21 protein-coding genes and 1 tRNA gene are annotated in these 18,256 nt (G+C 68.5%); 13 read left to right on the top strand and 9 right to left on the bottom strand.

What is annotated here, in order from left to right:
• The first annotated feature begins 76 nt into the window (after positions 1–76).
• On the top strand, positions 77–1,060 hold the full coding sequence (locus E0H75_RS02360; RefSeq protein WP_238162774.1) for an adenylate/guanylate cyclase domain-containing protein: 984 nt from the start codon (positions 77–79) through the stop codon (positions 1,058–1,060).
• A gap of 88 nt (positions 1,061–1,148) precedes the next feature.
• Positions 1,149–1,865, top strand: a complete 717-nt coding sequence (locus tag E0H75_RS02355) for a GNAT family N-acetyltransferase (RefSeq protein WP_238162773.1) — start codon at positions 1,149–1,151, stop codon at positions 1,863–1,865.
• Here the strand turns inward: E0H75_RS02355 and E0H75_RS02350 are convergent, their stop codons facing one another.
• On the bottom strand, positions 1,866–2,315 hold the full coding sequence (locus E0H75_RS02350) for a MarR family winged helix-turn-helix transcriptional regulator (RefSeq protein ID WP_131511360.1): 450 nt from the start codon (positions 2,313–2,315) through the stop codon (positions 1,866–1,868).
• A 52-nt stretch (positions 2,316–2,367) separates the two neighbouring features.
• On the opposite strand from E0H75_RS02350, the gene E0H75_RS02345 reads away from it, so the two are divergent.
• Positions 2,368–3,393: a bifunctional NAD(P)H-dependent oxidoreductase/GNAT family N-acetyltransferase gene (locus tag E0H75_RS02345; RefSeq protein ID WP_238162772.1), complete on the top strand. Its 1,026-nt coding sequence runs from the start codon at positions 2,368–2,370 to the stop codon at positions 3,391–3,393.
• Here E0H75_RS02345 and E0H75_RS02340 read toward each other — a convergent pair.
• Together E0H75_RS02340 and E0H75_RS02335 are read right to left on the bottom strand one after the other, a co-directional pair.
• Positions 3,390–4,637 carry an HAAS signaling domain-containing protein gene (locus E0H75_RS02340; RefSeq protein WP_131511358.1) on the bottom strand — a complete coding sequence of 416 codons (1,248 nt, stop codon included), beginning with the start codon at positions 4,635–4,637 and terminating at the stop codon, positions 3,390–3,392. The genes E0H75_RS02345 and E0H75_RS02340 overlap by 4 nt on opposite strands.
• Positions 4,634–4,963: a PadR family transcriptional regulator gene (locus tag E0H75_RS02335; protein ID WP_131511357.1), complete on the bottom strand. Its 330-nt coding sequence runs from the start codon at positions 4,961–4,963 to the stop codon at positions 4,634–4,636. The genes E0H75_RS02340 and E0H75_RS02335 overlap by 4 nt, the downstream gene beginning before the upstream one ends.
• Before the next feature lie 161 nt (positions 4,964–5,124).
• On the opposite strand from E0H75_RS02335, the gene E0H75_RS02330 reads away from it, so the two are divergent.
• Entirely contained in the window at positions 5,125–6,051 is a 927-nt protein-coding gene (locus E0H75_RS02330) for a helix-turn-helix domain-containing protein (RefSeq protein ID WP_131511356.1), read from the top strand.
• Here the strand turns inward: E0H75_RS02330 and E0H75_RS02325 are convergent.
• Together E0H75_RS02325 and E0H75_RS02320 are read right to left on the bottom strand one after the other, a co-directional pair.
• Positions 5,985–6,836 carry an alpha/beta hydrolase gene (locus tag E0H75_RS02325; protein WP_131511355.1) on the bottom strand — a complete coding sequence of 284 codons (852 nt, stop codon included), beginning with the start codon at positions 6,834–6,836 and terminating at the stop codon, positions 5,985–5,987. The two genes, E0H75_RS02330 and E0H75_RS02325, sit on opposite strands and share 67 nt — an antisense overlap.
• Positions 6,837–6,876: 40 nt before the next feature.
• On the bottom strand, positions 6,877–7,458 hold the full coding sequence (locus E0H75_RS02320; RefSeq protein WP_165553400.1) for an NAD-dependent epimerase/dehydratase family protein: 582 nt from the start codon (positions 7,456–7,458) through the stop codon (positions 6,877–6,879).
• A gap of 76 nt (positions 7,459–7,534) precedes the next feature.
• Here E0H75_RS02320 and E0H75_RS02315 point away from each other — a divergent pair, with 76 nt between their 5' ends.
• Complete coding sequence (locus E0H75_RS02315; RefSeq protein ID WP_131511353.1) at positions 7,535–7,969, top strand: GNAT family N-acetyltransferase; 435 nt, start codon at positions 7,535–7,537, stop codon at positions 7,967–7,969.
• 271 nt (positions 7,970–8,240) lie between these two features.
• On the opposite strand, the gene E0H75_RS02310 is transcribed toward E0H75_RS02315, so the two are convergent.
• On the bottom strand, positions 8,241–10,181 hold the full coding sequence (locus tag E0H75_RS02310; RefSeq protein WP_131511352.1) for a Xaa-Pro dipeptidyl-peptidase: 1,941 nt from the start codon (positions 10,179–10,181) through the stop codon (positions 8,241–8,243).
• Positions 10,182–10,382: 201 nt separating this feature from the next.
• Here E0H75_RS02310 and E0H75_RS02305 point away from each other — a divergent pair, with 201 nt between their 5' ends.
• The 3 genes from E0H75_RS02305 (at position 10,383) to E0H75_RS02295 (ending at position 13,337) form a co-directional block, all read left to right on the top strand.
• Positions 10,383–11,363 carry a LacI family DNA-binding transcriptional regulator gene (locus tag E0H75_RS02305; RefSeq protein ID WP_238162771.1) on the top strand — a complete coding sequence of 327 codons (981 nt, stop codon included), beginning with the start codon at positions 10,383–10,385 and terminating at the stop codon, positions 11,361–11,363.
• Between the two features lie 15 nt (positions 11,364–11,378).
• Positions 11,379–12,293 carry a 1,4-dihydroxy-2-naphthoyl-CoA synthase gene (locus tag E0H75_RS02300; RefSeq protein WP_238162770.1) on the top strand — a complete coding sequence of 305 codons (915 nt, stop codon included), beginning with the start codon at positions 11,379–11,381 and terminating at the stop codon, positions 12,291–12,293.
• A gap of 78 nt (positions 12,294–12,371) precedes the next feature.
• Positions 12,372–13,337 (top strand): phage baseplate protein, encoded by a 966-nt coding sequence (locus E0H75_RS02295; protein ID WP_131511349.1) that lies wholly within the window; start codon positions 12,372–12,374, stop codon positions 13,335–13,337.
• Positions 13,338–13,530: 193 nt separating this feature from the next.
• Here the strand turns inward: E0H75_RS02295 and upp are convergent, their stop codons facing one another.
• Positions 13,531–14,172: a uracil phosphoribosyltransferase gene (gene upp, locus E0H75_RS02290; RefSeq protein WP_131365749.1), complete on the bottom strand. Its 642-nt coding sequence runs from the start codon at positions 14,170–14,172 to the stop codon at positions 13,531–13,533.
• A 106-nt stretch (positions 14,173–14,278) separates the two neighbouring features.
• On the opposite strand from upp, the gene E0H75_RS42870 reads away from it, so the two are divergent.
• The 5 genes from E0H75_RS42870 (at position 14,279) to E0H75_RS02270 (ending at position 17,328) form a co-directional block, all read left to right on the top strand.
• Positions 14,279–14,449, top strand: coding sequence for a hypothetical protein (locus tag E0H75_RS42870; RefSeq protein ID WP_165553398.1), 171 nt, complete (start codon positions 14,279–14,281; stop codon positions 14,447–14,449).
• Between the two features lie 96 nt (positions 14,450–14,545).
• The gene (locus tag E0H75_RS02285) at positions 14,546–15,043 is read left to right on the top strand and encodes a tRNA adenosine deaminase-associated protein (RefSeq protein ID WP_337589493.1); all 498 of its coding nucleotides are present in this window, start codon (positions 14,546–14,548) and stop codon (positions 15,041–15,043) included.
• Between the two features lie 31 nt (positions 15,044–15,074).
• On the top strand, positions 15,075–15,503 hold the full coding sequence (locus tag E0H75_RS02280; protein WP_131512960.1) for a nucleoside deaminase: 429 nt from the start codon (positions 15,075–15,077) through the stop codon (positions 15,501–15,503).
• A 13-nt stretch (positions 15,504–15,516) separates the two neighbouring features.
• Positions 15,517–15,607 (top strand) — tRNA-Ser (locus tag E0H75_RS02275).
• A gap of 209 nt (positions 15,608–15,816) precedes the next feature.
• Positions 15,817–17,328, top strand: a complete 1,512-nt coding sequence (locus E0H75_RS02270; RefSeq protein WP_131511348.1) for a potassium/proton antiporter — start codon at positions 15,817–15,819, stop codon at positions 17,326–17,328.
• Positions 17,329–17,332: 4 nt separating this feature from the next.
• Here the strand turns inward: E0H75_RS02270 and E0H75_RS02265 are convergent, their stop codons facing one another.
• Complete coding sequence (locus tag E0H75_RS02265) at positions 17,333–17,896, bottom strand: LytR C-terminal domain-containing protein (RefSeq protein WP_131511347.1); 564 nt, start codon at positions 17,894–17,896, stop codon at positions 17,333–17,335.
• Positions 17,897–17,926: 30 nt separating this feature from the next.
• Entirely contained in the window at positions 17,927–18,220 is a 294-nt protein-coding gene (locus E0H75_RS02260; RefSeq protein ID WP_131365755.1) for a type II toxin-antitoxin system VapB family antitoxin, read from the bottom strand.
• Between the last annotated feature and the right edge of the window lie 36 nt (positions 18,221–18,256).

The raw sequence follows: 18,256 nt of genomic DNA, 5'->3' as shown, positions 1-18,256 counted from the left end.
GGTGGACAAAGAAGAAGAGGTGGGAGACCCCGGCGTCGTGGCTCCTCAGCAGTCGGTGGACAAAGAAGATCCGGCTGTGAGTGGGCAGGTGGATCTGGCTGGGATGCAGCGGGAGTTCGAGCGGGCGTTGCTGGGCGGGGAGCGGAAGTTCACCCGGCTCGAGGTGTCGCAGCGGGCCGGGATCTCGAGCGAACGGGCCGAGCGGATGTGGCACGCGCTCGGGTTCGCGACCGTGCCGGACGACGAGGTCGCCTTCACCGACGACGACGTCGAGGCGCTGAGGCTGGTCGCCGCGCTGGAGGACGACAACTTCGTCGCCGAAGAGATGGAATCGTCGCTGGCGCGCAAGCTCGGCCAGACCCAGTCGCGGCTGGCGTCCTGGCAGTCCGCGATGTTCCTGGACTTCCTGGCCGGCTCGAAGCTGTCCGCGGACGAGGCGATCGAGGTGGCCGGCCAACTGCTGCCCGCGATGGAGCGCCTGCAGACGTACGTATGGCGCCGGCACCTGGCCGCCGCGGCCGGGCGCGCGGTGGCCGGCTCCGACGAGCTGGCCCGCGGCATCCGCGCGGTCGGCTTCGCGGACATCGTCAGCTACACCCGGCTGGCCCGGCGGATGACCGAGACCGAGCTCGGCCAGTTGATCGAGCGGTTCGAGGGCATGGCCGCGGACGTGGTCGCGCTGAACGGCGGCCGGGTGATCAAGTCGATGGGCGACGAGGTCCTGTTCGTCACCGACACGGCCGCCCAGGGCGCGACGGTCGCACTCGCCCTGCAGGAAGCCGTCACTGCCGCCGAGGACATGCCCGAGCTGCGGATCGGTCTGTCGTACGGCAGCATCCTGATCCGCCTCGGCGACGTGTACGGCGAGGTCGTCAACCTGGCCGCCCGCCTGACCGCGGAGTGCAAGCCGGGCCGCGTCCTGGCCGACCGTGAGCTGGCTGCCGCCCTGGACGGCCACCCCGCCTTCCGCCTGCGCCGCCTCCGCCGCGTCTCGGTCCGTGGCTACCACCACCTCGTCCCCTACGCCGTCCAGCGCGCTGACGCACGAAGTGTCCCGTAAGCGATGTAGCTTGAGCGATAGCGGTGTCGAGGTGCGTGCCTGGGCGCCGATGGAGCCAAGCTACATCGCATACGGGACACTTAGCTGCGTGCGCAATATTCCGACGTCGGCCGACCTGATCCGGGCGAGTGCCGGCGATCCGTTGATCGTCTGGGCGGGGCAAGGCTTCAGCGAAGGCGTCCGGGCCTGGTACGACGGTGACGCGGTGGCCGTGGCGGCGCCCGATCTCTCCAAGCGGGATCGGCTGGCTGTCGCCGGCCCGGCGGATGCTGTGGCTCGGTTGACGTCGAAGGTGGTTGCCGAGGTAGGTCCGACGTACCGCCCTTTTGGGGATGAGCAGTTGCTGCGGGAGCTGGCGGATCGGGTGCCGGGGATGGAGTTCTCGGCGTCGTTCGGCTGGATGGACACGGCCGAGATGCCGGTCGTGACGACCACGGCGGCCTGGCTCGATGGCGACGACGGCGTGGAGGAGTTGCTGACGGAGGCCTCGCCGTCGTCGTACGCGTGGCCCGGGCGTGGCGGCGTACGACGGTGGGCGGCGGTGACCGGTGACGGTGGTGAGCTGCTGAGCATCGCGGCTGATGCGTGGAGTGCGCCGGAGGTTGGATTCCTGGCTGGAGTCGCGACCCGATCCGTTGCTCGGGGCAAGGGATTGTCGCGGCAGGTGTGCGGGTTCGTGACCGCTGAGCTGGTCAAGCGGCACGGGCGCGCGGCGCTGATGGTGGACGGCGACAACGCGGCCGCGATCGCGGTCTACCGGCGGCTCGGCTACACGTACCGCAGGCTCGCGGCGGCCCATTTCTGATCAGTCGGGCAGGTCGGCGATCCGGGTCGAGATCCGCTCCAGTACTGCGAGTTCGTCAGCGCTGAGGTGGTCGATGAACCGCCCGCGGACCGAGTCGAGGTGACCCGGCGCGGCCTCGGCGAGGATCTCGAATCCCTGGTCGGTCAGGTGATAGATCGAGCCGCGGGCGTCGGACGGATCCGGCTCCCGCTCGATCAGCCCCCGCGCCTCCATCCTGGCCGCGTGGTGTGACAGCCGGCTCCGCGACCACTGCATCTTCTCCGCGAAGTCCTTCAGTCCCCAGCGCCGGTCCGGCTTCTCCGAGAGCGTGCTCAGCACCTCGTAGTCGGCGGTCGAGAGACCGAGCTGGTTCAGGTCCCGGGCCAGCCGCGACGGTACGACGGTCAGCAGCCGACGGACCGCCCGCCACGCGCGCTCCTCGTCGGTGCTCAGCCATCGGGTTCCGGTCACGGGCCGATCCTACTCTTTGACGTGTCAAAGATTGCCAGCTACGCTCTTTGACGTGTCAAAGAAAATCCTGGTAGTCATCGCCAGCACTCGCCCCGGCCGGCTCGGGCCCGCGGTGGGTGACTGGTTCACTGCCGCCACGACGGCTACCGCGGTCGAGCTCGGGGTGGAGCTCGACGTGGCCGACCTGGGCGAGATCGGACTGCCGTTCCTCGACGAGCCCGAGCATCCCTCGACCGGCAACTACGTGCATGAGCACACGCGCGCCTGGAGCCGGACAGTTGCAGAGGCCGACGCGTTCGTCTTCGTGACGAGTGAGTACAACTTCGCGATGCCGGCGACTTTGAAGAACGCCTTCGACTATCTGCAGGCCGAGTGGGCCTGGAAGCCGTGTCTCTTCATCGGGTACGGGAACACGTCGGCCGGGACGCGCGGCGTACAAATGGCTCGTGGGGTCGCCACGTCCCTGCGGATGCTGTCGATCGGCGGAGACATCTTCCTGCGGATTGCCGACGATCTGCGGGACGGACGGGTGATCGCGACGGATCGGCTGGCCCTGCGCGCCCGCGATGCGCTCGTCGAGCTGAGCCGGGTGGCCGACGTACTGAGGCCGTTGTACCGCGACGGCGACGAGATCGTCCCGGCCGCTGTCAGCGACGCGGCGGAGCTGCTGGTTCTACAGCGATGCTGCTGGGTTGACGAGGCCCTGGCCAACGCGCGGCTCGATCTGCCGGCGCTGCTGGAGTCGGAGGATGAAGTCGCCGAGAGTCTGCGGACCTGGTCGACTTGGTGCGTGCGATCGGGTGGGCGCCTTGTTGGCTCGGTGCGCGCGCGCCGCGACGGAGACGCGTGGGAGATCGGCCGGCTGATGGTGGCGCCGGACCGGCGGCACACCGGCCTGGGGCGTCGGCTGCTCGCCTTCGCCGAGGGGCAGGCGCCGGACGATGTCTCGGCCGCCGCGCTCTTCACGGGTGAGCACAGCGACCGCAACATCTTGCTGTACCAGAAGGCCGGCTACGCGCTCTCCACCGACCCGGCGCCGGTGGGCGCTGTCCGTCTCACCAAGTCGCTGGCCGCCTAGCGCGTCGGCGAGACCGTCAGCGTGACTCCTGGCTTAGGCGTCGGAGCCTTGGCAGTCGGCTGGGTGCTCTTGGTCGGCGTCGGGTTCGGATTTGGGGTCGGATTTGGGGTCGGGTTCGGAGTCGGGGTGGGCGGGAGCGACGTGGCCGGGGCCGGCGGCGGCACGAACGGCGCCTTGGTGGAGTCCTTGCAGGTCGCCCTGTCGACGTTCCCGTTCTCGTCGGGGCTCACCACGGCCTGCGGGAAGAGATTGCTGTGCTGCGGCTGGTTCCCGTCGAAGGTCGCGGCGCAGTCCTGCAGTTCCAGGCTGATCGGGTTGCCGTCCTGGTCGTAGAGCCGGACCGAGACCTGCTTGCCCTGGGCATCGAACGGGTAGAGGTTGGAGACGTTGCTCCCGCCGTACATGAGACCGTCCGGCGGGTTGTACGACGACGAGCTGCCGCTGTAGTCGCCGTAGTTGTTCAGGAACCCGAACGACGCACCCATGTACGCCGCGGCCAGGAAGGCCGGGACGGCGATCGTCGCGACGACGTTGAGGGGTACGACGTACCACAGCCAGCGGCGGTCCTGCTGGGTCCGGCGGCCGATCCAGATCGAGATCGCGGCACCGGCCAGCGCGCCGACGACGGTGACCGCACCGGCGCCCCACAGCGCGAAGAACCCGCCGCCGCCGAGCACACCGCGGACCACCCACCAGACCGGCTGGCCGATCGAGACGAGCTCGTACCGGACGTTCGGCGGGACCTGCTCGATCATGCCGCGGATCGCGGTCGCGCTCTGCTCGCCTCGGGGAGTGTCCAGCACGATCCGGGGGTCGTGACCGCGCAGCGCCCGGACCCCGAGGTACGCCGCGCCGAACAGCACCGCGAACCCGACGAACCCGAAGAACGCGCTCTCCTCGTGCGACCAGGCGAACACGCCGATGGCAACGAAGAACGGGCCGACGGTGGCCGCGATCAGGCCCCAGCGCAGTGCCTTCCGGCCGGCGTCCCGATCGGCGACCGGCTGCGTCCGTGCGGGATAACCGGCCGCGGTCCGCAGTTCGTCGGCGTACTGCCGCGGCGTACCCAACCGCTCCTGCAAGGCGGCGGAGGCCGGCTCCTCGTCGAACTCGCCGGCCACCTCGGTGAGGTGACCGGTGACTTCCTCGAGCACATCCTCCAGCTCGCCGGCCGGCAGGTCGCTCAGCTCGGCCCGCACCTGGGCCAGGTAGGTCGCGACCGCTCCGGTCACAGTGCTGTTCACGCCGCCTCCTTCTCCAGCAGCAGCACCGACATCGTGTCGGCGAAGTGGTTCCAGGTCTTGGTGGACCGGTCGAGCAGCTCCCGGCCGGTCTTGTTCAGCCCGTAGTACTTGCGGTGCGGCCCTTCCTCACTCGGCTGCACGTACGACGTCAGCGCACCCGCCGCGAACAACCGCCGCAACGTCCCGTACACCGACGCGTCCGCGACCTCCTCCAGCCCGGCTGCCCGCAGCCGCCGCAGTACGTCGTACCCGTAGCCGTCCGCATCCCGCAGCACCGCGAGCACCGCAAGATCCAGCACGCCTTTGAGCAACTGGCTCGTGTCCATGACCCTCCCTCGGCGCACCGGGAGGAAGGACCCCTCAGACCACCCTCCCGGTGCTCTGCCCCACACACTACTACACACTGCGGAGTACTCCGCACCGCGATAACCGGTGCTCCGCAATTTCGATCAAGTGCGGTGGGGGGTGGGGAGTGCAGAGTGGGGGTATGGCGGATGTGTTCGAGGAGTTTGTGGCGGTGGTGGCCGAGGGGCTGGCCGGGCCGTGTGAGGTGGTGAACGGGACCGATCTCGCGGGCCGGGTGCATCTGTCGCGGTTCCATTTCGATCGGGTGATCGGGGCGGTGGCCGGCGAATCGCCGTTCGCGTTCCGGCGGCGGTTGTTGCTGGAGCGGGCGGCGTACCGGTTGCTGGCCGAGCAGGTCGCCGTACTGGAGGTCGCGGTCGAGGCCGGGTACGGGTCGCACGAGGCGTTCACGCGGGCGTTCGCCAGGGCTTATGGGATGTCGCCGCGGGAGTGGCGACGGGAGGCGTCGCGGGTGTTCTTCCTGACGGCGCCCAGTGGGGTTCATTTTCAGCCACCGGCGGGCTTGCGCCTGCCGGCCAGGGAAGAGGTGAGAGGCATGGACGTACTGGTCAGGATGGTCGAGCACCACGTGTGGTTGACCGGAGAGATGATCGAGCGCGGTGGGCGGCTCGACGCGGCGACTCTGGACCGGCCGATCGAGCTCTCGGTGGAAGGGATCGACGACGACATCTCGATCCGCTATCTGCTGGACCGGCTGGTCTGGCAGGAGGAGATGTGGCTGGCGTCGGTGGAGGACCGGCCGTTCCAGGTGCCGGAGTGCGGACGGCAGGTGGTCACACCGATCTCCGAGCTGCGCGTCCGGCACGCGGAGGCGGGATCCCGATTCGTTGCCTTGGTCAACCAGTTGAACGAGGACGGCCGCTTCGACGAGAGCTTCGTCGACACCACGTGCGAACCACCGCGCGTCTTCACGTACGGCGGAATGGTCGCGCACGTACTCACGTTCGCCGCCCACCGGCGGTCCCTGCTGATCGGCGCCTTCTACACCGCCGGCATCACCGACCTCGGCTTCGGCGACCCCATGCATTTCGTTGCCGAGGCCAAGTAATACTGGAAGAACCTGGTGGCTTCGCCCGCGACGTCGTACCAAGTCCGGCCCTCGTAGCGGGCATTCGGATCGGGCCGGAGGTTGTGGTGACCGCCGTCGACGGCGATGAGGTCCGCGGCCGCACCAGCGTCAAGCAGAGCGCGATGCAGGCGTTCGGACTGCTCGTAGGGGACGGTTTCGTCGCGAGTGCCATGGATGATCAGGAACGGCGGAGCGTCGGCGGTGACCTGAGCGATTGGGCTGGCGGCGCGTAGCTGTTCGGCGTGCGTACTCACGTCGCCGCCTACGAGAGCCGTGACCGGGGACGGTCGGTCGATCTGCATCGCGCCGCCTGGCTGTAGAAGGTCGCTCGGGCCGCTGATCGTGACGACGGCTTGTACGTCGCTGCCGGGGACGAGGCCGGCCAGGGCAGCGAGATGGCCGCCGGCCGACTGACCCCAGATGCCGATGTGGTCGGTGTCGACGGGGAGGTCCAGGGGATTGGATCGCAGCCAGCTGACAGCGGCTTGGACGTCATGGAGTTGGGCGGGGAAGGTGGCTTGGCCGCTGTGCCGAACAGAGAGGGCAACGGTCAGGAAACCCGCCTGGGCGAGTGCGGGGTTCACGAACGGCAGCATGGCTGATGAGCGGTCCCCGGGTCCCCAGGCTGGACAACCATCAATCCGCAGTACGGCTGGGGTCGGGTTGGGCAGCCGCTTCGGCATGAGGACATCGAGGCAGAGCGGGATGCCGTCCGGGCTCGCGTACTGGATGTCCGGCAGGAGGGTGAGGTCGGTTTCAGGCATTTGCTCGTAGCCTCCTCCGCGCGGGGGCGGGGATCCAGAGCTATGGGACGGTGATCACCGCGGGTGTGTCCGGGGCGGTGAGGGTGTGGAGGTAGGCGGCTGCCACCACGGCGGCGGGAGTTGAGTCTGGGATGTCCCAGTCGGGTGGGATGCTCTCGGTGACCCAGCCTGGGGACACGACGTGGGCGCGGATGTGTTCGGGGAGTTCCCGGCGGGCGGCGGTGATGAAGGCCGCGAGGGCGGCGTTGACGGCCGTGCCGCCCGAGCCGCCCTCCAACTCCGGCGACGCACCACCGGTGAGTACGACGACGCCGTTCGTCATCAGGGTGGCCGCGACCCGCAGTACCTCGATCTGGCCGAACAGTTTGCCGGCGAAGTCCGTCTCGAGTTGGGCCGGGGTGAGTTCGGCCAGCGGGCGCAGCGGCGTACCAGGGCCGAGGCATACGAGTCCGTCGAACGGCGCCAGGGCTCTCAGCGCATCCTCGAGTGACTCGGGCCGGCTGAGGTCCACTGGCGGCTCCGACGACCGGGACACCCCGGCGATCTCGTGCCCCTCGGTCTTCAGAAGGCCGGCAAGCGCGCTTCCCAACGTGCCCGCGGCCCCGACCACGACGATTCTCATGATCACCATCCCTACCACGCAGGCGGGATCCCGGCGGGTCCTCAGTGTGCTGCTGGGGCTGAGTATTCTGCGGGTTGTGAGCGTTGCGATCGAGGTGCTGGGTGAGATCACCGACGAGGTGGAACAGGCCTTCGGCCGGCTGATGCCGCAACTGTCGGCTTCGGCGGTGGCGCTCGACCGAGAGGCGTTGGAGCGGTTGGTTTCTTGTGAGACCAATACGGTTCTGCTCGCGCGCACTGGCGACACGATCGTGGGCACGCTGACGTTGGTGATGTTCCCGATCCCCACCGGCCTGCGGGCGCGGATCGAGGACGTCGTGGTCGATGACGCAGCCCGCGGCCAAGGGGTCGGCGCCGCGTTGACCGAGGACGCCCTCCGCATCGCGCGGCTGGCCGGCGCCAAGACGGTCGACCTGACGTCCCGCCCATCCCGCGCAGCAGCAAACCGCCTGTACCAACGCCTAGGCTTCCAACAACGCGAATCCCAGGTCTATCGCTTCACGTTCGAGTAGGACCAGGCGATGTAGCCGCCGGTGTCGTGAACACGGTGGTGTTGAACCACCAGCACACCTCGCGTGCATCGCGGACCGGCGGGATCGTCGCGTCGCGGGCGGACCCGCAGCACTCACCAACCACCCAGAGGCTGAGGTCGCCACGCTCACCTCGGGTGTGGAGATCGGCCGACGGGCAGGTTGGTGAGTGCGGCACGTCCGCACCCCCACCTGTGGCGTCCACCTCACACCTCCCGTGCCTGCGGTTGCCTGAGGCATCGCGTGGGCTGGTTCAGTTGGTTGGGTCGTGGAGGTCTGGGCGTTGGGACGGGGTTTTGATGTTTACGTCGATCGCTTGGACCTTGGCGGGCGCGGGGACCTTGCCTGTGGTGAGGGGGAGGTTGAGTTGGCTGCCGGCCAGGTCGATGTCGATGGTGGCGCCGGTGTCGTTGGGGGTGGTCCATTCGGTGTCGGACAGGGTGACGGCGAGGCCGAGGATGCGGCCCTTCGGGATCACCTCGTCCTGGGCGCGGAGGGGGACGCTGACGGTGGTCCACTTGCCGGGGGTGAGCGGCTTCGGCTTGCTCAGGGAGGCGCTGTGCGCGGCGTCGATCCAGCCGCGGCTGACGATGCCGTGGTCGCTCTGTTCGGTGACCTTGTCGACGGTGAAGTAGCAGCTGTCGTCGTAGTCGACGCTCGACCCTTCACACGTGCTTTCATCAGTACGACGTACGCCGGTGTACCGCTCCGCGTCGCCGTACTCGATCAGCCGCGCGGTGACCGGTGTCGTGATCGAGTCGGACTTGATCTTCAGCGTCACTGTCGGCGTGCCGCTGATCCGGATCGACCGCGGCAGCGGTGCGGACAGGAACATCTGCCGGCCGGCGATCACCTCGGACGGGTCGGCGACGATGTCGTCCTCGGTCAGTTCGGGATCGTCGGTGACGGTCACAGATCCCTTGCCCAGGGCACCTAGTTTGCCGTCGGACAGCGGGACCGGGATCGAGTGATTCACCGCGGGCCAGGTCTTGTAGTCGCGCCAGACGTCCGGCGCGGTTTCGACCGATGCCATCGGCTCCTTCATCACGCCGTTCTGCAGGCCCTGCAGCCAGTAGTCGAACCACTTGTGTAGTTCGTCGACCCACTCGTCGCGACGGAACTCGAACGGGTCAACATGATCCTCGAGACCCAGCCACAGCTTGCGCGGCACGTTGTTCTTCGCCAGCGCCGCCCACCACTGCGAGAAGTGGTTGGTCTGCACGTTGTAGTCGCTCAGGCCGTGCGTCATGAACACCGACGCCTTCACCTTGCCGGCGTCCTTCAGATAGTCCCGCTCGGCCCAGAACGTCGTGTAGTCGCCGGTATCGTCGTCGTCGTTGTCCCCGAGATCACCGCGAACCGCTTCACACGCAGGGCTGTCGTGCCCGACGTACCCGCCCAGCCAGGGCATGTAGTCGTCGGAGTACGGTACGCCGCCGGAGCGGGTGTAGTCGTACCACGAGGAGATCGCCGAGATCGGCACGATCGTCTTCAGTCCGCGGACGCCGGTCGCCGCGACAGCGTTGGCCAGCGTGCCGTCGTACGACTTGCCGATCATGCCGACCGCGCCGTTGGTCCAGGTCGCGCGCACTGGTTGCCCGTCGGCGGTATGTGCGCTGTTGCGGCCGTTCAGCCAGTTGATCACCGCAACTACGGAGTCGATCTCGTCCTTGCCGCCGACGTCGCCGCAACCACTGGACCGGCCGGTGCCGACGATGTCGACGCCGACGACCGCGTACCCGCGCGGGACGAAGTAGTTGTCGTAGTACAACGGCATCTTCTGGATGACGCCGTTCTCGTCGTACGTCTTCTTCTCGCTCTCGTTGCCGCGTCCGCAGCAGGAGTAGTACGGCGACGCGTCCATGATCACCGGGATGCGCAGGCCGGTCAGTTCGGTCTCGCTCGGCCGCACGATGTCGACCGCGATCACGTCGTCCTTGCCGTCGGAATCGGTGTCGATCGTCGTGTCGACGTACACGGACTCACGGACCGCGGAGGCGTAGTCGTAGATAGGCTTGGTGCTGTGCGTGGCCGGGTCGACGTACGGCGGTACGCCGGTGGCAGCGGGTGCGGGAGCGACCGGCGTACCGGAGTCGTCCGGGAGCGGAGCAGCCGCGGCGGTACCGGTGACGGTTGCAAGGCTGAGCACGGTGGACGAGACCAGGATCGTCATCCTGGCGCGGACGGTCGTCATGGCTGGGAAGGCTAGTCACTCGCGCGCCCCAAAGCCAGGCTCTGCCGGGATTGGCAGCGACTTGACAGCACACAGCGTGACCGGACGCGGCTGTGCAGCGGTGACGGAGCGCGAATTCCGATAAGGTGACCGCCACCGCCCCGGGGGAGAGTACGGAAGGGTAGGCCAGTGAATCTTCGAGCACCGGTGACATTGCTGGACGTGGCACAGCGCGCGGGTGTGTCGGTCGCGACCGCCTCTCGCGTGCTCAACGGCGGGGACCGGGTGCCCCGTCCGGAGCTGCAGGAACGGGTCAAGGCCGCCGCCGACGAACTCGGCTACACGCCGAACGCGCAGGCGCAGGCGCTGGCGAAGTCGTCGACGAACGTGGTCGGCATCCTCGTGCACGACATCGAGGATCCGTACTTCGCGGCGATCGCGAACGGCGTGATGCGGGCCGCGGACGAACGCAACCTGCTGGTGATGATGGCCAGCACGTTCCGCGACTCCGACCGCGAGATCGCCTACCTGTCGTCGTTGCGGGCGCAGCGGGCGCGGGCCGCGGTGATGATCGGCAGCCGGCGTACTGATGCGGAGAGCCTGGCGCGGACCGCGACCGAGGTGGAGACATTCCTCAACTCCGGCGCCGGCCTCGCCCTGGTCAGCCAATCTGGGATGCCTGCGCACACGATCGAGCCCGACAACCGTGCCGGTGCAGCCGAAATGGCTCGTTCGCTGGTGCGGTTGGGGTGGCGGAAGTTCGCCGTACTCGGTGGGCCGGACAGCCTGGCGACCGCCCGCGACCGGCGCGACGGATTCGTTGCCGCACTCGCCGAAGCCGGGTTGCAACCGCTGGTGGTGCAGGCCGGCGAGTTCACTCGCGACGGCGGGTACGCCGCTGCCGGCGAACTGCTGGATCGCAAGGCCGACGTGGATTGTCTGTTCGCGGTGAACGACGTGATGGCGGTCGGCGCGATGTCCGCGTTGCGGGCGCGCGGGGTCGACGTACCGAACGAGATCGGCGTGGCCGGGTTCGACGACATCGCGACGCTGCGGGACGTGTGGCCGGGGCTGACCACGGTCCGGCTGCCGCTGGAGCAGATGGGCCGGCGTGCACTGGAGCTGGCGATCGCGGGTGGCGAACCGGCCACCGAGACGTTCAAGGCCGAGGTAGTCCTGCGCGAAAGTACCGCCAGAGCCTGAAATATGCTCGCGGACGTGACCGAGTCCGCGTTCGTCTCCGAGATCTTCGACCCGTCGGCCTGGAAGCAGGTGGACGGGTTCGAGCTGACCGACATCACCTATCACCGGGCGGTCGACGCCGGGGTGGTGCGGATCGCGTTCAACCGGCCCGAGGTGCGCAACGCGTTCCGGCCGCACACGGTGGACGAGCTGTACCGGGTGATGGACCACGCGCGGATGTCGACCGACGTCGGCTGCGTGCTGCTCACCGGCAACGGACCGTCGCCGCGCGACGGCGGCTGGGCGTTCTGTTCGGGTGGCGATCAGCGGATCCGGGGCAAGGACGGATACAAGTACGCCGAGGGCACCACGGCGGACAGCATCGACCCGGCGAAGGCCGGCCGGCTGCACATCCTCGAGGTGCAGCGATTGATCCGGTTCATGTCGAAGGTCGTCATCTGCGTCGTACCGGGCTGGGCCGCGGGCGGCGGGCACAGCCTGCACGTGGTCGCGGACCTGACCCTGGCGTCCGCGGAACACGCGCGGTTCAAGCAGACCGACTCGGATGTGGCGTCGTTCGACGGTGGTTTCGGGTCGGCGTACCTGGCCCGGCAGGTGGGGCAGAAGTTCGCGCGGGAGATCTTCTTCCTGGGTGACGAGTACTCCGCCGAGGACGCGTACCGGATGGGCATGGTGAACAAGGTCGTGCCGCACGCCGAGCTCGAGGCGGTCGCGCTGGAGTGGGGCCGGAAGATCTGCGCGAAGTCGCCGACCGCGCAGCGGATGCTCAAGTACGCGTTCAACCTGATCGACGACGGGCTGGTCGGTCAGCAGTTGTTCGCTGGTGAGGCGACCCGGCTCGCCTACGGCACCGACGAGGCCGCCGAGGGCCGCGACGCGTTCCTGGAGAAGCGCCCGGCCGACTGGTCGCCGTACCCGTATGCGTTCTAACACTCCTTGATGGTTAGTTAGCAGGAAAATCTGAGCGGACTGCTGACAGTTCGCGGTAAATCGCCTACGGTCGGCGTTATGGACAACCTCTCCCGCCGTGGGTTGCTGGCCGGTGCCGGTGCGATGCTCGTCGCCGGCGCCGTCGGATCACCCGCCGCCGCCCACACGCCCAGCCTCCCGTGGAGCCGACGTTTCGCTCTGGACGGGCCGGGTGGCGAGCTGTTCCGCAGCAAGCCGCTGGCCGATGTGACGGTGATGCAGTCGATCGCCTTCGACAACGTGAACCAGCGGCTCTTCGCCGGCCAACTGCGCTCCAAGACTGCCTCCAACAGCGGTGATCTGACACTGACGCGGCTCAGCGTCGGCGGTGACGTCGTCGGTCACATGTACCTGAGCGGGTTCGGTCACGCCGTCTCGATCGGGGCCGAGGCGGTCGGGCGTACGACGTACCTGTGGACCGAGACCGACGTGGACCCGGCGAACGCCCGGGGCCGCCAGATCGCCCGCTTCCGCTGGCAGGACGGCGCGACGCTGACCAAGGACTCACCGGGCCTGCGGAGCTGGAAACCGGTCGCGGACGGGGCCGTGTTCACCCCGTCGGTGGACCAGCGGCACGGGCAGATCGGGATCCGGCACACACTGTCCGACGGTTTCCACATCAACGTGTACTCGCTGCTCGCCGCCCGGGCGGGCAACTTCTCCCGCCCGATCGCGTCGTTCAAGCAGCCCGCGATGACCGAGGGCATCGACTTCCAGGGCTGGGCGCTGTACGGCTCGTATGTCTATCTCTGGGAGGGTGAGGCGTACTCCGGCGCGCCCGATCCGGCTCTGTTCACCTCGAAGCTCTGGTGCTTCGACATCAACAGCGGTCAAGTCGTCGAGTCCACGCGGATCCTGGACGGAGCAGACCTCGTGTACCGCGAGGCCGAAGGCGTCGGCGTGCACGTCGACCGCCTCGGACGCCCGCGGCTCTGCTTCGGCTTCGCGTCCGGCGTCACCGGCGACCGCCGCGCCAACCTCTTCTACCGCGACACCCTGGTCTGACCCTCCACTGGGCGACGCCGTAGAGGCGGTCTACGGCGTCGCCCAGGCCCTCTCCCTAATTGCTGGCGACGCCGTACAAGCGGTCGCCGGCGTCGCCGAGGCTCTCTCCCTACAACTGCTTTTCTTTTACTGGGCAACGCCGTAGAGGCGGTCGCCGGCGTCGCCGAGGCTCTCTCCCTACAACTGCTTTTCTTTACTGGGCAACGCCGTAGAGGCGGTCGCCGGCGTCGCCGAGGCCGGGCACGATGTAGCCCTTCTCGTTCAGGTGCGAGTCCATGCCGGCGATGACGAGGTTGCAGGGGACGTCGAGGTGGGTGAGTTCGCGCTCCACGTGCTCGACGCCCTCGGGTGCGGCCAGCAGGCAGATCGCGGTGATGTGGTCCGCACCGCGGTCGACCAGGAACTGGATCGCCGCGGACAGCGTTCCGCCGGTCGCCAGCATCGGGTCCAGGACGTAGCACTGCCGACCGGACAGGTCCTCCGGAAGGCGTTCGGCGTACGTCGACGCCCGCAGGGTCTCCTCGTCGCGGATCATGCCGAGGAAGCCGACCTCCGCGGTCGGCAGCAGCCGCGACATCCCCTCCAGCATGCCGAGGCCGGCGCGCAGGATCGGGACGACCAGCGGCTTCGGCGCGGACAGCTTCACGCCCTGCGCCTCGGCGACCGGGGTCTGCACGGTGACCGGGCCGGTACGGACGTCGCGGGTCGCCTCGTAGGCGAGCAGCGTGACGAGCTCCTCGGTCAGCCGCCGGAACGTGGGCGAGTCCGTGCGCTCGTCCCGCAGCGCGGTGAGCTTGTGGGCGACGAGCGGGTGGTCCACAACGAGGATCTGCATAAGCCGGAACGGTACCGTCGGCGATTCGGCGCGGGAAAGCTCGCTCGCTGTCAAACTCGAAAGTGCATTGGACTGTGCCCTGCCTCGCCCACCAGGGAGTACGCCGATGACGGACAGCGGTGCCAAGACGCCCGAACAAGTCGACCGCCTCCGCCGCCGTGCGGCGTTCCTGCGGGAGCTCGAGGAAGCGCGCGCCCTCCGGGACCGGATCGCACCCCGGCGAGCCCGGGTCCGGCAGCTTCGGGAAGCGATGCGCAGGGCGACGTACCATCACTGAGAGCAAGCGTTGTGACTCCGTGTGTTCGCGGTACCGATATCACGTCGAGATCGTGAATAGCTCCCTTGGACGGCGCGAGTCTGCGACGATGATCCGGTGTCTGATGCCACGGCAGGGCCGATGACCACCGACCTCGACTTCGCGGTCGCCGCTTACACCGAGGACGGCGTGTGGAACGTCACCCCGCTGGTGCTGCGCGGTGAGCCTGAGCTGTCCACCCTGGTGTCGGCTCTTCGCCGCTACCCCGGTGAGGCCGGGGTGCTGGGGATGATCTCGGTGGACGAGGACTTCTTCCTGCTGTTGCGCGTGATCGGCGGCCGGGCCCGGCTGCTGATCTCCGACGTCACCGCCGCGACCGAGTGGCCGCTGGCCCGGCAGGTCGTGGACGAGCTCGACATCCCGCTGGCCGATGACGACGACGAGCAGGTTCCGGCCGGCGACCTGGCGATCATCGCCGATCTCGGGATGAGCGCGATGGACCTGGGTGCGCTGTGCGACGACGTCGACCTCTACCCGGAGGAGATGCTCGAGGAGGTCGCCGAGGCCCTTGGGTTCGGCAACCAGTTCCACGAGGCGATCGAAGCCCTTGGTTAGCCCGGCGGTCCAGCGGGAGTGGGCCCGGCTGATGGCCCTGGCGCTGGCGGAAGGCGAGAAGGCGCTGCCCGACGTACCGATCGGGGCGATCGTGGTGGACGCTTCGGGCGAGGTGATCGGACGTGGTCACAACGAGCGGGAAGCGACCGGGGACCCGACCGCGCATGCCGAAGTACTCGCGATCCGGGAGGCTGCCCGGCATGTGGGCGAGTGGCGGCTGACCGGCTGCACGCTCGTGGTCACGCTGGAGCCCTGCACGATGTGCGCGGGCGCGATCGTGCTGTCCCGGCTGGAGCGGCTGATCTTCGCGGCCTACGACGAGAAGGCGGGTGCGGTGGGGTCGTTGTGGGACGTCGTCCGGGACCGCAGGCTCAATCATCGGCCCGAAGTGGTCGGTGGAGTGATGGCCGACGAGGCGGGCGCGCGGCTGCGCGATTTCTTCATCGGGCACAGACCTTGATAGCCTCTGCGGCGGTGGCGTGTCCGAGCGGCCGAAGGAGCGCGCCTCGAAAGCGCGTGACGGGCAACCCCCGTCCGAGGGTTCAAATCCCTCCGCCACCGCCATGTGGTTGGTTGGTTCCGCACGAAGTGTGGGACCAACCAACCACATATCAACGGCTGTGGGATTTGGGAGGAGCCTGCGACGGTTCCCTCCGCCACCGCCAACCGCCCTCCGGGGTGGCAGAAGGCCGGAGACCCTGATGCTGTGTGATGCGTCAGGGTTTTCGTCTCTCTGGACCTGACCTCGGGACCAGACGCAGCGGGGGGCCCATATGGACGTCTCGGAGCTCGACAGGATTCTCCTGGCCGGCGCGGCGGTGCTGCTGGTCGCGATCGTCGCGGTCCGGTTGTCCGGACGGCTCGGGCTCCCCTCGCTGCTGATCTACCTCGGGATGGGCCTGCTGCTGGGTGAATCGGGCCCCGGACACATCAACTTCGAGGACGCGCAGCTGGCGCATGCCCTCGGGTTCGCCGCGCTGGTGGTGATCCTGACCGAGGGCGGTCTGACCACCCGGTGGAACGAAGTACGTCCCGTGATGCCGCTGGGCCTCGTACTGGCGACCGTCGGAGTCGCGATCAGCGTCGGAGTGGTCGCCTGTGTCGCGCACTTCGTGCTGGGGCTGGATTGGCAGTACGCGGTGCTGCTCGGCGCAGTCACCTCGCCGACCGACGCGGCCGCGGTGTTCTCCGTACTGCGTCGCGTCCCGATCAGACCGAGGTTGCGAGGTGCGCTCGAGGCCGAGTCCGGTCTGAACGACGCGCCGACGGTCTTGCTGGTGACGTTGGTGAGCACGGGCGAGGTCGGCGAGAAGGGCATCTGGTACTTCGCCGGGCTGGCACTCTACGAGTTGGTCGTCGGCGCGTTGTTCGGGTTCCTGATCGGCTGGGTCAGCGTCGGTTTGCTCCGCCGGGTCGCGCTGGGCTCGGCCGGTCTGTATCCGGTCGCGGTGCTGTCGCTCGCGATCCTCTCGTACGCCGGCGGCACGGTGCTGCTGCATGTGTCGGGGTTCGCGGCGGTGTACGTTACCTCGCTGATCCTCGGGCGGGCCGAGTTGCCGCACCGGATGGCGACCCGCTCGTTCGTCGACGGGATCGCCTGGCTGGCGCAGATCGGGCTGTTCATCATGCTCGGGCTGCTCGCGTCCCCGGGCCGGATCGGGTGGGACGACCTCGTGATCGCGCTGGTGATCGGGGTCGCGGTGACCGTGGTCGGGCGGTTCGCGTCGGTCGTTGTGTCGGCGACGCCGTTCCGGATGCCGTGGAATGAGCAGACCTTCGTCGCTTGGGCCGGGCTGCGCGGTGCGGTGCCGATCGTGCTGGCGACCATCCCGCTGGCGGCGGGCGTGCCCCAGGCAGACCGGATCTTCGATGTGGTCTTCGTGCTGGTCCTGCTGTTCACGCTGCTGCAGGGTCCGTCCCTGCCGTGGCTGGCTCGCCGCCTGAAGGTGCTCGACGAGAACGCGTCGTACGAGGTGGACATCGACGTCGCGCCGTTGGAATCGCTCGGGGCCGACATGCTGCAGGTGCACGTGCCGAGCGAGTCGCGCCTGGCCGGCGTCGAGATCGGCGAGCTGCGCCTGCCTGTCGGCGTGTCCGTCTCGCTGATCATCCGCGGCGACCGCGCCTTCGTCCCTGACCGCCGCACCGTCCTCCGAGCCGGCGACTCCCTCCTCGTCGTCGCCCCCAGCCCCCTCCGCGACCAGACCGCCCGCCGCCTCCGAGCCGTCTCCCGAGCCGGCCGCCTGGCCGGCTGGTTCGGCGAACGCGGCCGCGAACAGCACTAAATGATCAGTTGGGGTTCTGGCCTGAGGGGATGGGCTGGGGGGTGTGGATGATGGGGAGGCAGAGGGTGGTGTCGGGGGCCAGGGCCACTGACGGGAGGCCTTTGGCCCTGAGGCTGGTGTAGCCGGGGCCGACGACCAGGTCGACGGTGTGGTCGGTGCGGTCGTCGCCGATGATCAGGGCCTTCTGGTTGAGCTGGCCGGCGATCAGGAGGAGTTCGGGCGCCTTGTCGGTCGCGCCGCGGAGCGCGACGACGTCGATCTTGTCGCCCTTCGGCTCGTTCGCGATCTTCGCGACGTGGAACCCGCGCTTCTTGAGTACGTCGGCCACGGCGGCCGCCGTACCTGCCTTGGCTCCACCGTTGTAGACGTTCACCACCACCTGCTTGGGCAGCAGTCGGTTGTTCGGCAGCTTCTGGTCGACGCAGGTCGGCTCGGCGCTGCTGTTGATCAAGGAGTTCCAGCCCCACCAGGCTCCGCCGACCAGGATCACCAGCAGTGCCACCATCGTGATCGGCGTACGCCAATGGATCCGCGAGTGCGGCCTCGGTTGCGGATGGATCGCGGTCATCGGCTCAACCCCCCGTGAGCAGCCATCTGGTCAGTCCACGACCAGTACCCGGGCATGCAGGACCAAACGCTGCTGCAGCGCGGCACGCAGGGCGCGGTGCAGGCCGTCCTCGAGGAACATCTCACCCTTCCACTCCACGACATGCGCGAACAGGTCGCCGTAGAAGGTGGAGTCCTCGTCGAGCAGCGCGTTCAGGTCGAGGGTGCCCTTGGTGGTGACGAGCTCGTCCAGCCGCACCTGCCTCGGCGGCAGCGAAGACCAGTCCTTCGGCTGCAGGCCATGGTCCGGGTACGGGCGTTCCTCCCCGACGCGCTTGAAGATCACCCCTCCAAGTCTAGCGGGGTAAAAGGTCTTGTGAGA

It is taken from the genome of Kribbella capetownensis, from assembly GCF_004331485.1.
Taxonomy (GTDB): Bacteria; Actinomycetota; Actinomycetes; order Propionibacteriales; family Kribbellaceae; genus Kribbella; species Kribbella capetownensis.
Note: the sequence above shows the minus strand (reverse complement) of the source record. Positions and strands in the feature narration are given on the sequence as shown.